Raw genomic sequence first — 15,103 nt, forward strand, 5'->3', positions numbered from 1 at the left:
TCCGACGCGGCCCGGTTGCCATAGTGATGCGGGTTCCCGACCCGACTCCCGCAGCTCGACGCCGCCGCGCCACGCGCGGCAGCCCGGAAGCCAGCCGCTTCCGAAGACCGCCGAACCCCTATCCGTGACCGCCAGACCCGATGTCAGTCTCCGAACTCAAACGCCGCCGCACCTTCGCGGTTATTTCCCACCCGGACGCGGGTAAGACCACGCTGACCGAAAAACTGCTGCTGTTCTCGGGCGCGATTCAGATCGCCGGCACCGTGAAGGGCCGCAAGAGCAATCGCTACGCGACATCCGACTGGATGGAGATCGAAAAGCAGCGCGGCATTTCCGTGGCCAGCTCGGTGATGCAGTTCGAGTACGGCGACGCGGTGATCAACCTGCTCGACACGCCGGGCCACGAAGACTTCTCCGAAGACACGTACCGCGTGCTGACCGCGGTCGATGCCGCGGTGATGGTGATCGACGGCGCGAACGGCGTCGAAGCGCAAACGCTCAAGCTGCTCGAAGTCTGCCGCAGCCGCAAGACGCCCATCGTCACGTTCATCAACAAGCTCGACCGTGAAGTGCGCGAGCCGCTCGACCTGCTCGACGAAATCGAACAGCATCTGGGCGTGGCCGCGGTGCCGTTCACGTGGCCGATCGGCATGGGCAAGGAATTCCAGGGCGTCTACGATATTCAGCGCGATCAGGTTCGCGTGTTCCGCGCCGGGCAAGACAAGGCGGGCGGCGACGTCGAAACGCTGCAGGCGCTGAGCAGCGAGGAAGGCGAACGCCGCTTCGGCCAAAGCTGGGTGAAGGCGAAGGAAGAGATCGATCTGATTACCGGCGCCACGCCCGATTTCGACCGCGAGCAGTTTCTTGCCGGTCAACAGTCGCCGGTGCTGTTCGGCTCCGCGATCAACAACTTCGGCGTGAAGGAAATTCTCGACGCGCTGGTCGACCTGGCGCCGCCGCCGTCGATGCGCATGACCGTGCAGCGTCCGGTGATGCCCGACGAGCCGAAGTTCACCGGCGTCGTGTTCAAGGTGCAGGCGAACATGGACCTGGCGCACCGCGACCGCGTGGCGTTCATCCGCGTGTGTTCGGGGCGTTTCGAGCGCGGCATGGCCGTGAAGGTGACGCGTTCCAACAAGACATTCCGCGCGAATAACGTGGTGACGTTCCTGTCGCAGCGGCGCGAGACGGTGAGCGAGGCGTATCCGGGCGACATCATCGGTATTCCGAATCACGGCACGCTGAGTCTCGGCGATACGTTGACCGAAGGCGAAGCGCTGCAATTCGTCGGGCTGCCGTTCTTCGCGCCGGAAATTTTTCAGACCGTCGAAGTGGTCGATCCGATGCGCGCCAAGCAGCTTGGCGAAGCGTTGAAGCAACTCGGCGAGGAAGGCGCGATTCAGGTGTTCCGTCCGGAAGTGGGCGGCTTGATGATCCTGGGCGCAGTCGGGCAACTGCAGTTCGAAGTGGTGTCGCATCGGCTGTCGACTGAGTACAAGGTCGATGTGCGCATGGCGCCCGCGCGCTACCGCATGTCGCGCTGGGTCACTTGCGACGATCCCGCCGAACTGCGTCGCTTCACCGATTCATACGCGGCGCGGATCGCGCTCGACGCATCCGACGCACCGACGTATCTCGCTTCGCATGTCTCGGAAATCGAAGTCGCGCAAAAGGCGTGGCCGAAGATCGTGTTCAACGAGTTGCGCGAGCATTCGGGCGCGCCGTTCAAGAAGGCGATGTAACGCAGGCGGGCCGCGAGCTCACAGCGGCTTACGTAACAAACTTACGCAACAACAAAAAGCCGCGTGGTGCAGTCATGCCCACGCGGCTTTTTCCATTCGATTGCGGGCTCATTGCCTGCATAGGCGCTGCCGCCGGACACGACTCCATCAGCCCATCTTCAACACTTCTTCCCGCAGCCAGGCCGCAAACGCCTGCACGTATTCAAGCGCGGCGTGCTGCGGCGCGACGTCGAGCCAATAGCCGAACGGGCCGGCCACTTCAACGTCCGAGAAGCGTGCAAGACTGCCGTCCGCGAGTTCCTCGACGATCATGTTCCTGTCGACGATAGCCAGTCCCGCGCCCTTGCGCGCCGCGCGAATCGCCTGTTCGAGCGTCGAGAATTCAATGCCGTTTTCCGCGTAACGCGCCGGCAGCCCCGCCGTGGCCAGCCAGTTCGGCCATAGGTCGAGCCTTGCGTCGTTGTGCAGCACATGCAGCGCGGGCATGTGTTCGAGCAGCCTGTCGAGCGGCTCGCCGAGCAGCCTCGGCGCACCCACGAGCACATGGCGCTCGGTCATCAGCAATTCGGAATGCGTATCGGCCAGTGCGTGCCGGCCAAAGCGGATATTGCAATGACAGTCCGTGGTGGGCTCGGTGCGGATCGACAATTCGACGTCGGGCATTTCGTCGGCCAGCGAACCGAGCCGCGGCGAGAACCACTGCGTCGCGAACGTGGGCGGCACAGCGACCACGAGACGGCGCCGGCCCTTGGCCGCGGTGATCTGACGGAAGCCGCGCTCGATGGTATCGAATGCGTCGGACAGGCAAGGCAGAAACTGCACGCCCACCGGCGTCAGGCGGATGCCCTTGTGATCGCGCTCGAACAGCTTCGCGCCGAGCGATTCCTCGAGCAGCTTGATCTGCCGGCTGACGGCGCCTTGCGTCACGCACAGTGCACTCGCCGCGCGGTTAAAGCTCATGTGGCGCGCGGTTTCCTCGAAAAAGCGCAGCGCGATGAGCGATGGCAAGCGTCGCATACATCACCTTCTGATTCTTTGACATCCGGGGCAGTGCGGCCGATGGGAAGGCGCGCGGATCGTCTGCGATTGTCGCACTGAAGCGCGGTATTTTGCCTGCGCACGCTAAAAAAATCCGGGCGCGCGGTCGCGTTAATCAAGCGTCGATTGACGGCGGCCAAGGCTTGCGTTCGAGAAGCGCCGCGCGATCGCTCCACTTCGCCTATCCTGACGAAGACGCGCGCGTCGATGCCCGAGCGGCGCGCCCTTTCATCTGCGGAGCGCCTGTGACCGTTCGCAATCTCGACGCGTTGTTCCGACCGAAGTCCGTCGCCGTGATCGGCGCTTCCGAGCGGCCGGGCAGCACCGGCGCGATGGTGTGGGCGCGGCTCCTGGAAGGCGGCTTCGACGGCCCGCTGTGGCCCGTCAATCCGAAGTACCACACGCTCAACGGCCACGCCGTGATCGCCGATGCCGGCGACTTGCCTCAAGCGCCGACCGTCGCGCTGATCTGCACGCCGCCCGCGACCTGGCCTTCGATCATTCACAAGCTCGGCGGTTTGGGCACGCGCGCGGCGATTATCGTCGGCGAAGCACGCTGCGACGATGACCGGCTCGCGTTGCGGCATGCGCTTTCGGCGGCGCGGCCGCATCTGTTGCGGATCGTCGGGCCGGGTAGTCTCGGCGTCGTGTCGCCGGCGCTGCGCGCGCATTTCGGCGCGCCGTCGTGCACGGTGAAGGCGGGCGGCGTCGCGTGGGTGTCGCAATCGAATGCGCTGACCAATGCCGTGGTCGGCTGGGCGCACGCGCGCGGCCTCGGTTTTTCGCACGCGGTCGCGCTGGGCGGCGAGGCTGATGTCGACGCGGGCGACGTCCTCGACTATCTGGCGAGCGATCCCGGCACGCGCGCGATTCTGCTCGAACTCGACAGCGTGCGGGCGGCGCGCAAGTTCATGTCGGCGGCTCGCGCGGCGGCGCGCAACAAGCCGGTGCTCGCGCTGCGCTCGGGCCGCGCCGATCCGGCGGACGCGCTTTACACCGCTGCGTTCCGCCGCGCGGGCATGGTCCGCGTGGACGCGCTCGACGATCTGCTCGACGAAATCGAGACGCTCGGCGTGGGCCGCGTCGCGGCGGGCGCGACGGCGACGCTGATTACGAGCGACCGCGGCCTCGCAACATTGGCCTGCGACGCCTTCGCCGCCGCCGGCGATACGCTCGCGCCGTGGCCGGAGGAAGCATCGCAGGCATTGCAGCAAGCGTTGCCGAACGTGGTGGGCGGCAATCCGCTGCAACTCGGCGACGACGCGCGTCCCGAGCATTTCGGCACGGCGCTAAAGCTGCTGGCGCAACATCGCGGCACCGGCACGGCTTTCGTCGTGCATGCATCGACGCATAGCGCGCCGGTCGACGAGGTGGCGCAGGCGTTGATCGCGAATCAGCGGTTCGCCTATCGCGGTCTGCTCGCGTGTTTCTTTGGCGGCGTGGACGCGGCTACGCGCGATGCGTTGCACGCGCAAGGCATTCCGGTTCACACGACGCCGCAGCGGCTCGCCCGCGCGTTCGCACGTCTCGTCGATTATCGGATGGGGCGCGAATTGCTGATGCAGACGCCGGAGGGTTTGCCTGCCGAAGTCCCCGACGCAATCGACGCCGCGCAAGCGCAGGTTTGCGCGGCGCTCGCGGCAGGTGAGCACCAACTAACCGGCGAAGCCGCGGCGGGCCTATTGGAGCGGTTCGGGCTTCGGGTCGAAAACGAAGCGGGCGGCGCGCATGAGGCCAAGCCGATAGTCGGCATTGCGGTCGCGCTTCACGACGACGATAACTTTGGCCCGGTGTTCCGCTTCACGGCGCCATCCGCGGATGGTGTCTCCGAGCCGTTGCGCGTGTACGGCCTGCCGCCGTTGAACCCGGTTCTCGCGCGCGACATCGTCACGCGGTCGCCTTATGCGCGGCTCGTCGCGCCCGAGCCGGCGCTCGCTGCGCTCACGGCGCTGTCGCACGCGGTGTGCGATGTGAAGGAGATCGTCGGATTGTCGTTGACGCTCAATGTGTACGACGACCACGTCGCGGTGCTTGAGCCGATCGTCAGCATTGCGGCGAAACGCAGCCGGCTTGCGATCGTGCCGTATCCGCGCCGTTTCGAAGAGACGCTCGACTGGGAAGGTCTGCGTGTGACCGTGCGGCCGATTCGCCCGGAAGACGAGGCCGCGCATCACGATTTCGTCGAAGCGATGACGCCTGAGGATTTGCGCTTGCGGTTCTTCGGCGCGGTCGGCAGCTTCGATCATTCGCAGCTCGCGCGCATGACACAGATCGACTACGACCGCGAAATGGCGCTGATCGCGACCGTGCGGGACGAAGCCGGCGTTTCGCGCACGCTCGGCGTGGTGCGCGCTGTTGCCGATCCCGATAACGAAACGGCCGAGTTTGCGGTGGCGATCCGCTCGGATCAGAAAGGGCGACGGCTCGGGCGGTTGCTGACGGACCGGATCATCCGGTATGCGCGGGCACGCGGCACGCATTGGCTGGTGGGCGAGGCGCTGCGCGAGAACACCGCGATGATCGCGCTCGCGAGGGCGAGCGGCTTCACGATGACGCCGACGGAAGATCCGGGCGTGGTGGGGTTTCGGATGGCGCTGGATGAGGGGGTGGATAAGCAGGGTTAGCGATGTCAGCGGCATGTGCGCCATTGAAGGATCGTTATCCGTTCGCCGACTTTCTACTGACGCCGCAGTGATGCTTGACGCACATTGACCCAGCCAAACACACAACCACACGCTGACAAAACAACGGGGTGCTCGGAAGTTTCCGCAAGCATCCCAACAGAAGCGTGAATAGAATATTACGACTTAATTACGCTTCCTTTCGAGTGTCGTCGCGCGTGCTCTATACGCTTGCTCGCATGACGATTTTATTTAGCTGTCTTAACAGGTTGACAGATGACTAAGAAAATTACCCGCGAGACAAGCGGGCGCGTCACAGAGCCGAATTATCGCTTCGCCGTTCTTCCCGCCATGCTGGCTGCGGCCTTGGGCTGCAGCAGCACAGCATGGGCTGTCGAAGGCGGAATGGTGGCCGCAGGCGCGGGCACGATCAAAACGCAGGCGAACAAAACGACGATTTCGCAGTCAAGCGACAAGATGATCGTCAACTGGAAGAACTTTAATATCGGTCAGGACCAGTCGGTGGTCGTCAATCAGCCGGGCACGAGTTCAGCGCTGCTGAACCGTGTGACCACGGCAAATCCTACACAGATTGACGGTGTGCTGAAGGCGAACGGCAGGGTGTTCGTGGTGAATCCGGCGGGCGTCGTGTTCGGCAACGGCGCCAAGGTCAATGTCGGAAGCCTGGTGGCGTCCACGCTGGATGTGAACGACCAGCAATTCATGGAAGGCGGCAAGCTCGTCCAGAATAAGCGCTACCTTAATTTTTCTGCCGGCGGCGGAGAAGGCAAGGTAACGAACAACGGTCAACTGACCGCGCAGGAATCCCTGGCGTTGCTCGGGCCTCAGGTTGTTAACAACGGGTCGATTCGCGCTAAAGACGTCGCGCTCGGCGCTGCCAATGGCGTGGCGATGGCCATCAACGACTCGGGCTTTTCAGTCCAGGTGGGTCGGCAGGCGGAGCAGGCATTGGCCGCCAATTACGGTGTGATCGTCGCCAAGGGCGGCAACGCCACGCTGTCCGCTGCGGCCACTGGCGCGGTGCTCGGCACTGTGATTCAGAACAACGGCCAGATCGAGGCAACCAGTGCGTCGGCGGGTCAAGGCGGCACTGTCCAGCTTGCCTCGCGCGACGGTGGCAAGATCAGCGCGAACGGTCAAATGACGGCTGACAGCGGTATCTCGATCACGTCCTCGGCCGTCAGGGGAAATGTGGCGCCAGCTTTCTATCAGATGTTCGATTCGTCCGCCGCTCCCCGGGCAGTATCTCCCGCACCATCAAGCCGTGAAGTGACCGTCGGCGCCGGGGCAACCTTGAAGACCGGCGGCTCCGTACAGGTTCACTCTGACGGCGGTCGCGTGGATATGAACGGTCTGATCAACGCTGGTGGCGATGTCAACATCGGGTCCGCAGCCTACTACGGCGACAACATGACTGTGCCTGACGCCAGCGGCGTCGTTACGACGAATGGCCGCATCAACGCGAGGTCCGTGTATCTGGACGGGGCTGATGTCAACGTGAATGCGCCGATTCGCGCTCTCGACAGTGTGTACGCTCAAACCTACACGGGCGATATGCATCAACGCGCCAGTATGATGGCGACCACGGGCTCGGTTAACATGATTTCCGGCGCGAATCTCGTCCAGGCCGACGGCGTCAACACGTCTGCTGGAACCGGCGTTACCCTGAAGTCCGAATCGCGCTTACCGGTCTGGCCGCGGCGCCCGAACGGTTCATTGCGCGTGGCGAATGTCCAGGCCAAGACCATTAACATCGACGGCGGCGACGTTACGCTCACTGGGAACGTGAAGGCGGACGGCAATATTTCGGTCAATTCCAGAATGTACAACCCGCCGTGCCCCGCAGACATGGCGTGCATAGCGGTAATGGCCGGCGGCCAGCTCTCGCAAACGGGTAACGTGGTTAGCGGCAATGGCGACGTTGCGCTGCACGCGGACGCTTCCCTGTCACAGAGTCGGTTCTCGCGTACCAAGGCAGGCAACAACGTTACGCTGAGTGGCCGCAATGTTGAAACGGGTACCGTGCAGGCCGGAAACCGGATCACCGTCGACGCGAATTTTGCCCACCTTGGTGGAAAGCTGACGGCGCAAGAAATCAACCTGCCGGCCAACACAACGAACAAGGACGGCAATATCCGCATCTTGCCGAAGTCCGCGAACCTCTAGGCACTACGGCTGGCGCGACGAGGTGACGCTCGTTGCGCCAGCGGCTTTTATTCATGAAGCGAAATAGCGCGCAAGCATGAGACGCAGAGGTGTGTACCACCTCTGTTCGTCTTTTTCCGTGCTGCCGCGTCGCTTCACCATTTTCCCGTTTCCCCTCCTGACGTCGCGGCCGCTCGTATGAGCTGTCGCCGACGCGCTTGCCTATCCTTCATGCCGAAAGCCGCTGTTCGATTCAGATATTTGCGCCAGAGTCTTGGCGGCGCATGGTTACCGCTATTTGGTTTGACTGCCTGGCATGCTACCGCTCATGCATACGAGCCAACGAACGCCGGCTCTTTGCTTCGGCAGAATCCTGAACTTAAGCAAGGGGTCGGAGTTGAGCCCGGAATGGTTCCAGCAATGCCTGGCGAGCCGTCGAATTCGCACGAAGCAAAACCCGACAGCGGCGAGTTCACTTTCCCCGTGTACGGTTTCGACTTTGGCGGTGCGCTGTCTGACGAGGAGCAACAGCGCGTCGATGAATTCCTCGCGCCGTGGCGCGGGCGTAACGTCACGCTGTCACAGCTGCGGTTGCTGCGCGATGCGCTTACCACCGTGCTATACCACGGCGGCGATTCTCTCGTACGCGTCATCCTCCCTCCGCAGACAATGACCGACGGTATCGTGCACTTCGAGATCGCGCGCGGACACGTTGAATCCGTCAATGTTGAAAACCACTCCGATGTCGCCACCGACCGCCTGCGCGAAATCATTGAGTCGACCCATGACGGAGCACCTTCCTTGCGCGACATTGAGCGCAACACGCGTCTTGTTGAAGGTATCCCCGGCATTGACTCGACTGCGTCGACGTTGTCGGCGGGAACGGAGCCGGGTGGCACGATCGTCACGGTGGACGTGGTGCCGGGAAAACGCTTCTACGGCGCGGCAGTCATGGACAACGCCGGCTCGAGACAAGCGGGCTGGCGCCGCGTTGGGCTGACCGGCGGCATCAACAATCCGTTAGGACTAGGCGATCAGTTGCAGGCGACGGTCTATGCCACGCCGCGCTTCATGCAGACGCGCGGCGGACAAGACGGGCGAACTCGCCTCGGCCGCATTTCCTACGACATGCTGACGGGTCTCGGAGCGAGCCGCGCCGGCGTCGCATACTCGCATGTGGATTACCGGCTCGGTGGAATCTTCGCAGGTCTGGGAACGGGAGCGGCGAACGTCGTCAGCATTTATGGCAGCGGTCCGTTGATCCGTTCAGACGCGGCCAGTCTCGATGTAGGCGCCGGTTTAGACTTCAAACGTTCGAGCGATGAGCGGTTCGGCGACATACTCCGCACGGATCAGCGCAGTGTCGTTGCGTCGGTGCGCGCGGAAGGTGTCGCGGCGGGCGAAATCGGCGAGCGCCGAAACGTTATCCAATACAGCGCAGTGCTTAGCCGAGGTACGTCAAAGCTGAGAGAGGCGGACTACTCAGGTAGCGCGCCGGCGCTGAACGGCCGGCGATTCGACTTCTACAAAGCCGAGCCATCTTTCGCTTACGTCCAGGCCATTACACCGACCATCCGCGCGACGATACAAGTGCGCGGCCAATACGCCAGCCGCAGTCTCGACAGTCAGGAAAGAATGGGGCTTGGCGGTCCGCTTGCCGTGCGCGCTTATGACCAGAATGCGGCCTCGGTCGACGACGGGCTGATCTTGTCGATTGCCGCCAGCAAGTCCCTAAGTATGCTGCCAGGCGCATCTGTGCAGGTGTTTTATGACGACGCCCGAGGTCGAACGCGCGCCGACGGCCCAATGCCCGCCGCTTATGCGCGGCTGCAGGGTTACGGCATTGGCGCCAGCTACGGCGGCAAGCGCGTCGCCGCGCAGCTAAGTTATGCGATGCGTGCGGGCCGGCCGCTCGCTCAGACTGCGCGGCAGCAGACCTGGGTCACTGTGTCCGCGACCTTCTAGGAAAGGCGGCAATAACGACGCCCGCAGCGTCTCGTTGCTTCTAAATCAGGGCCGTTGGCGCAGGTGTCACGCCCCCAACTTCCCCGCCGCCTCATCAACCTGCGCCCGCGTCACCGCCAACTCTTCGAGCCACGCATCCGCGTACACCGCACCGGTTTCCCGCTCCAGACGCGCGATCGTCGCCGCGCAACGATTGGCATCTTTCGGCGTCGCGATAAACGACTTCACCGACTGCCCCGCCTTGAACGCATCGAACAGCGGTACGCGAATGTCGTCCGGCAGCGCGCGCGTCGTCCATTGGTACGGCTTGCCGTTGAACGTGAACGACGGCGGCAGCACGCGCTCCTTCTTGGCCGCCGGAATCAGGCCATAGGTGCGCGCCGCTTCGCCAATCTGTTCCGGCGAAAACAGCTCGTCCGGGCTGATGTCGAATTGCTGGATGAAAGTCTCGATGCTTTGCATTGCCGCCGCGCGATCGTCGCGGCGCTTCTGCGCATGAGCGACGATGTCGCGCAGTTCGTCGGCTTCTTCCGGTGTAATCGTGAAGCTCGATTGCTTCTGCTGGAGTTCGGAAAAACGCTGGAATTCGGAATCGGTCAGAAGTTTCGCCATTGCTTATCGATGGATGCGCACGAATGACTTCACGCGGCGTCGTTTTTTGAGAGGGCCGCCATTCTAAACCATATGCGCAAGCGGCCCGCTTCTAATCAAACTTGCCGCGGCGAATTCCATCGACCACACGCCGCAGACACCGCAACTGCACTTCCACCACACCTCAAACCGTCTGCTCGCGAAACATCGAAAGCGCCTGCACCGTTTCGCGCAGCAGCGTCGTTGCGGCCGCGAGCGTGGGCGCGACATATTCGTCGATACGCTTCAGATACGGGCAGGTGAGCGCCGCAATCGCCTGGCCGGACGGACCGAGAACCGGGAACGTGACGTCGGTCACGCCGAACGTCTGCTGGCTGTCCTTCTGCGAGAAACCGGCCGCTCGAATCCGCTCGCACGCGGCTTCGAGCGCCTCGCGGTCTATCGTCACTTCGCCCTTGACCTTGGTGTGCTCGGCAAGCATCTGCGCGCGCTGTTCGACGGTCTGGAAAGCGAGCATCACGCGGCCCGAGCCGGTGTCGATCAAGCCGACGCGCGAACCGAGCCGCACCGACATGCCCCACGTGCCCGGTCCATCCACTTGCGCGATGACGAGCAGATTGCCGCGGTCGTACACGGCCAGATGACACGATTGTTCGGCGGCATCGGCGAAACGTTGCATCAGCGGCAACGCCTCGGAGATGAGCCGGTTCATCGGCGGATGACGATGCGCCAGCGCATACAGCTTCAGGCTAAGCGAATAGCGGTCGCCGCCCGTGGAGCGCACCACGTACTGCCGCGCGACAAGGCGCTCGAGCATCCGATACATCTCGCTCGCGTTGCGCCCGAGCAGCTTCGTGATCTCGGCGCGCGTGAGCCCTTCCTTCTGCTCGGCCAGCAACTCGAGGATGTCGAGGCCCTTGTCGAGCGCGGGCGCGCGATAACGGTCGGCATCGTCCTTGTCTTCTGCGTCCATCGTGAGCGAGTTCCGTGAGCTGTTCTCAGTAAGTGGCGCTTGAGTGTAAGTGCCGCAGCGCGCTCCGTGCGCGCCGATGCGTCCAGGGAAAACACGGACGGTTGGTGCAGTGCACTTCGCTTGACTTCGAAAAGTCCGTATATGAATAATACGTTCATTGGTGAATGAGCGCACGCCAAGATTCGCACAGAGTCGCCAATGCACATAAGAAAGCGCAGGACGAAGTGCCGGCATCCACGACCGGTTCACGCAGTTCAACAACGCATATCAGGAGACACAGTCATGTCGTTCGCGAAAGAGCCGAAGCCGGCTCGCCAATCGTTTTCCCGTTCGTTCCGTCAGTCGCTCTTCACGGTGGCCGCGTCCGCGTGCATCGCCGGTTTGAGTCTGGGCGGCGCTGCGCAGGCCGCCGAGGCAGGCAAGGTCGGCCTCGGCCTGCCGCTGCTGACGTCGCCGTTCTGGCAGTCGTATAACAACTATCTGCCGAAGTACGCGAAGGAGATGGGCATCGACATCCTCGCGCCGGTGAATTCGAACGGCGATCCGGTACAGCAGATCACCGACATGAACAACCTGTTGAACCTGGGTGCGAAGGGCATCGTGGTCGGCCCGCTCGACTCCGCCGCGATCAGCCGCGCGCTCGACGCCGCGACGGCGCGCAACGTGCCGGTCGTCGCCGTCGATGTCGCACCGACGCAAGGCAAGATCGCGATGGTCGTGCGCGCCGACAATCACGCGTACGGCGAGAAGGCGTGCAAGTACATCGGCGAACACGTGAAGTCGGGCAAGGTCGTGCAGATCATGGGCGACCTCGGTTCGGTGAACGGACGCGACCGCTCCGAGGCGTTCCGCTCATGCCTGAAGGGCTTTCCCGGTTTGAAGCTGCTGGAAATTCCGGCGAGCTGGAAGGGCGACGTGGCGGCTACCGGGCTCGACAGCCTGCTTACCGCGAATCCCGACGTGAAGGCGATCTACATGCAGGCGGGCGGCGTCTATCTGTCGCCGACGCTGCAAACGCTGCGTCGCAAGCAGATGCTGTTTCCGGCCGGCGACGCAAAGCACGTCGTGATCGTCAGCAACGACGGCATTCCGCAGGAATTCGACGCGATCCGCCGCGGCGACATCGACGCCACCGTGTCGCAGCCCGCCGATTCGTACGCGAAGTACGGCCTCTACTACATCAAGGCGGCGTTGGCCGGGCAGACCTTCAAGCCGGGCCCGACCGATCACGGCAGCACGATCATCCAGCTCGCGCCGGGCATCCTCGAAGACCAGTTGCCCGCGCCGCTCGTCACGAAGTCGAATGTCGACGACAAGGCGCTGTGGGGCAACACCGTCAAATGAGCGGCGACATGAGCGGCGACATGAGCGGCGACATCAGCGGCGACATCAGCGGCGACATCAGCGAGCGCGCTTCATCCATGCGAATTGCTTCGGTGGTCGAAGCATTGTCGGTCACCAAACGCTACGGCTCGACGGCGGCGCTGAACGACGTGAGCATTCGCGTGATGCCCGGCGAGTCGCATGCGCTCGTCGGGCGCAACGGCGCGGGCAAGTCGACGCTCGTGTCGATCCTGACCGGCTTGCGCAAACCCGATACCGGCGACGTGCGCTTTAACGGCGAGCCCGCGCCGCCGCTCGCGGACCGCGATGCATGGCGCGAGCGCGTGGCCTGCGTCTATCAGCATTCGACGATCATTCGCGACCTGTCCGTCGCGGAAAATCTGTTCATCAACCGGCAGCCGTCGCGAGGCGGCGTGATCGACTGGCGAACCATGCGCCGCGACGCGCGCGCCTTGCTCGACCACTGGAAGATCGACGTGCGTGAAGACGCGCGCGCCGGCGACCTGAGCGTCGAGGCGCGGCAACTCGTCGAGATCGCGCGGGCGTTGTCGTACGGCGCGCGCTTCATCATCCTCGACGAACCCACTGCGCAGCTCGACGGCGACGAAATCAAGCGGCTCTTCCGGCGTATCGAGGAATTGCAGCGCGAAGGCGTGACCTTTCTGTTCATCTCGCACCATCTGCAGGAGGTGTACGAGATTTGCCAGGCGGTCACGGTGTTGCGCGACGCGCGGCATATCGTCAGCGCGCCGGTTTCCGCGTTGCCGCGCGAACAGTTGATCGAAGCGATGACCGGCGAACGTGGCGGCCTTCTGGTCGCGGACGCGGCGGCGCGCGAACCGTTGCGCGCCGACACCGCAATTGCGCTGCAAGTCGACCGGCTCAGCGGCGCGGATTACGAAGACGTGTCGTTCGCCGTCAAGCGCGGCGAAGTCGTCGGCTTGACCGGCGCGACGAGCAGCGGCCGCACAAGCGTAGCCGAAGCGATTGCCGGCTTGCGCGCGGCGAAGCGCGGCACGATCAGCGTGGACGGCGTGAGCCTGCCGCCCGGCGATGTGCCCGCGGCGCTCGCGCACGGCATCGGCTGCGTGCCTAAAGACCGCCATCACGAGGGGCTCGTGTTGACGCAATCGATCGCGGAAAACGCGTCGATGACGATCGCGCGGCTCTTCGGCAAGTTCGGCATCGCGACGCCCGCAAAGAAAAACGCGTTCGGCCAGAAGATGATCGACGCGCTCGGCATCGTCGCTCAGGGACCGGAGCACGTCGTATCCGGCCTCTCGGGCGGCAATCAGCAGAAGGTCGTGATGGCGCGCGCACTCGCCACCAATCCCAACGTGCTGGTGCTGATCGACCCCACGGCGGGCGTCGATGTGAAATCGAAAGAAGCGCTGCTCTCCGTCGTGGATCGCGTGCGCGAAGAAGGCAAGGCCGTGCTGGTCGTGTCCGGCGAACTCGACGATCTGCGCACCTGTGACCGTGTTCTCGTCATGTTCCGTGGCCGTATCGCCGCGGAATTTCCCGCGGGCTGGCAGGACCAGGATCTGATTGCATCCGTTGAAGGAGTAAGTCTCCATGAAGAATAGTGTGCCCAGTCCCGCGTTCGGCGCGGCGCAGGCCCAAGCCCACGCGCAAGCGTCCGCATCCGCATCTGCATCGGCTTTGCGCGGCAAACGCGGACGCTCGCAACTTGCCCGCTTGCGTGAACTCGCGCTGTTGCCGGCGCTCGTGCTGCTGATCGTGATCGGCGCGTTCGTGAGCCCGAGCTTTCTCACGCGTGCGAATCTGATCAGCGTGCTCGGCGCATCGGCGGCGCTCGCGCTCGTCGTGCTCGCCGAATCGCTGATCGTGTTGACGGGCAAGTTCGATTTGTCGCTGGAATCGACGGTCGGCATTGCGCCGGCCGTGGGCGCGATGCTCGTGATGCCGGCCGCCTCGGCCGGATTCGGCACGCAATGGCCCGCCGCGGCCGGCTTGCTGGCGATTCTCGCGGTCGGCGCAGTAGTCGGCGCGATCAACGGTTTTCTGGTGGTGCGTTTGCGGCTGAACGCGTTCATCGTCACGCTGGCCATGCTGATCGTGCTGCGCGGCATGCTCGTCGGCGCGACGAAGGGCGGCACGCTGTTCGACATGCCGCCGTCGTTCTTCTCGCTCGCCACCACCATCGTATTGGGCTTGCCGTTGTCGGTGTGGCTCGCAGCGGTGGCCTTCGCGATCGCCGCCTTCATGCTGCGCTATCACCGGCTCGGCCGCGCGCTCTATGCGATCGGCGGCAATCCGGAAGCGGCGCGCGCGGCGGGCATTCGCGTCGAGCGCATCACGTGGGGCGTGTTCATTCTCGGCAGCATGCTCGCTTCGCTTGGCGGCCTGATCGTGACCGGCTATGTCGGCGCGATCAATGCGAACCAGGGCAACGGCATGATCTTCACGGTGTTCGCGGCGGCGGTGATCGGCGGCATTTCGCTCGACGGCGGCAAGGGCACGATGATCGGCGCGCTCTCCGGCGTGCTGCTGCTCGGCGTCGTGCAAAACCTGCTGACGCTTGCGCAAGTGCCGTCGTTCTGGATTCAGGCGATCTACGGCGCGATCATCCTCGGCTCGCTGATGGTGGCGCGCCTCGCGAGCGGCGAAGGCCAGAACTAACACAACGCTCATTCAACGGC

10 protein-coding genes are annotated in these 15,103 nt (G+C 63.9%); 7 read left to right on the forward strand and 3 right to left on the reverse strand.

Annotation, left to right across the window (positions count from 1 at the left end):
- The first annotated feature begins 140 nt into the window (after positions 1 to 140).
- Complete coding sequence (locus AB6809_RS04090) at positions 141 to 1,742, forward strand: peptide chain release factor 3 (RefSeq protein WP_006047510.1); 1,602 nt, start codon at positions 141 to 143, stop codon at positions 1,740 to 1,742.
- A 147-nt stretch (positions 1,743 to 1,889) separates the two neighbouring features.
- Here the strand turns inward: AB6809_RS04090 and AB6809_RS04095 are convergent, their stop codons facing one another.
- Entirely contained in the window at positions 1,890 to 2,759 is an 870-nt protein-coding gene (locus tag AB6809_RS04095; protein ID WP_029967355.1) for a LysR substrate-binding domain-containing protein, read from the reverse strand.
- Between the two features lie 266 nt (positions 2,760 to 3,025).
- On the opposite strand from AB6809_RS04095, the gene AB6809_RS04100 reads away from it, so the two are divergent.
- From AB6809_RS04100 to AB6809_RS04110, 3 genes are all read left to right on the forward strand, one after another.
- A complete protein-coding gene (locus AB6809_RS04100) occupies positions 3,026 to 5,404 on the forward strand; it encodes a GNAT family N-acetyltransferase (RefSeq protein WP_371026016.1) in 2,379 nt (792 codons plus the stop codon).
- 273 nt (positions 5,405 to 5,677) lie between these two features.
- Positions 5,678 to 7,588 (forward strand): filamentous hemagglutinin N-terminal domain-containing protein, encoded by a 1,911-nt coding sequence (locus tag AB6809_RS04105; RefSeq protein WP_371026017.1) that lies wholly within the window; start codon positions 5,678 to 5,680, stop codon positions 7,586 to 7,588.
- A gap of 210 nt (positions 7,589 to 7,798) precedes the next feature.
- Positions 7,799 to 9,532 carry a ShlB/FhaC/HecB family hemolysin secretion/activation protein gene (locus AB6809_RS04110; RefSeq protein WP_371026018.1) on the forward strand — a complete coding sequence of 578 codons (1,734 nt, stop codon included), beginning with the start codon at positions 7,799 to 7,801 and terminating at the stop codon, positions 9,530 to 9,532.
- A 66-nt stretch (positions 9,533 to 9,598) separates the two neighbouring features.
- On the opposite strand, the gene AB6809_RS04115 is transcribed toward AB6809_RS04110, so the two are convergent.
- A complete protein-coding gene (locus AB6809_RS04115; RefSeq protein WP_053859735.1) occupies positions 9,599 to 10,144 on the reverse strand; it encodes a hypothetical protein in 546 nt (181 codons plus the stop codon).
- Positions 10,145 to 10,307: 163 nt separating this feature from the next.
- Complete coding sequence (locus tag AB6809_RS04120; protein WP_006047516.1) at positions 10,308 to 11,096, reverse strand: IclR family transcriptional regulator; 789 nt, start codon at positions 11,094 to 11,096, stop codon at positions 10,308 to 10,310.
- 282 nt (positions 11,097 to 11,378) lie between these two features.
- On the opposite strand from AB6809_RS04120, the gene AB6809_RS04125 reads away from it, so the two are divergent.
- The 3 genes from AB6809_RS04125 to AB6809_RS04135 all read left to right on the forward strand — a co-directional run bounded on the left by AB6809_RS04125 (position 11,379) and on the right by AB6809_RS04135 (position 15,083).
- Positions 11,379 to 12,440: a sugar ABC transporter substrate-binding protein gene (locus tag AB6809_RS04125; RefSeq protein ID WP_006047517.1), complete on the forward strand. Its 1,062-nt coding sequence runs from the start codon at positions 11,379 to 11,381 to the stop codon at positions 12,438 to 12,440.
- A 77-nt stretch (positions 12,441 to 12,517) separates the two neighbouring features.
- A complete protein-coding gene (locus AB6809_RS04130; RefSeq protein ID WP_371026038.1) occupies positions 12,518 to 14,026 on the forward strand; it encodes a sugar ABC transporter ATP-binding protein in 1,509 nt (502 codons plus the stop codon).
- The gene (locus AB6809_RS04135) at positions 14,016 to 15,083 is read left to right on the forward strand and encodes an ABC transporter permease (RefSeq protein ID WP_371026019.1); all 1,068 of its coding nucleotides are present in this window, start codon (positions 14,016 to 14,018) and stop codon (positions 15,081 to 15,083) included. The genes AB6809_RS04130 and AB6809_RS04135 overlap by 11 nt, the downstream gene beginning before the upstream one ends.
- The last annotated feature ends 20 nt before the right edge of the window (positions 15,084 to 15,103 follow it).

Origin of the sequence: Paraburkholderia sp. RCC_158 (genome assembly GCF_041355255.1) — a bacterium.
GTDB classification, from domain to species: Bacteria; Pseudomonadota; Gammaproteobacteria; order Burkholderiales; family Burkholderiaceae; genus Paraburkholderia; species Paraburkholderia graminis.

Coding starts and splice junctions, on each gene's coding strand:
- AB6809_RS04090 (WP_006047510.1), top strand. CDS start 141: ATGTCAGTCTCCGAACTCAAACGCCGCCGCACCTTCGCGGTTATTTCC.
- AB6809_RS04095 (WP_029967355.1), bottom strand. CDS start 2,759: ATGCGACGCTTGCCATCGCTCATCGCGCTGCGCTTTTTCGAGGAAACC.
- AB6809_RS04105 (WP_371026017.1), top strand. CDS start 5,678: ATGACTAAGAAAATTACCCGCGAGACAAGCGGGCGCGTCACAGAGCCG.
- AB6809_RS04110 (WP_371026018.1), top strand. CDS start 7,799: ATGCCGAAAGCCGCTGTTCGATTCAGATATTTGCGCCAGAGTCTTGGC.
- AB6809_RS04115 (WP_053859735.1), bottom strand. CDS start 10,144: ATGGCGAAACTTCTGACCGATTCCGAATTCCAGCGTTTTTCCGAACTC.
- AB6809_RS04120 (WP_006047516.1), bottom strand. CDS start 11,096: ATGGACGCAGAAGACAAGGACGATGCCGACCGTTATCGCGCGCCCGCG.
- AB6809_RS04125 (WP_006047517.1), top strand. CDS start 11,379: ATGTCGTTCGCGAAAGAGCCGAAGCCGGCTCGCCAATCGTTTTCCCGT.
- AB6809_RS04130 (WP_371026038.1), top strand. CDS start 12,518: ATGCGAATTGCTTCGGTGGTCGAAGCATTGTCGGTCACCAAACGCTAC.
- AB6809_RS04135 (WP_371026019.1), top strand. CDS start 14,016: ATGAAGAATAGTGTGCCCAGTCCCGCGTTCGGCGCGGCGCAGGCCCAA.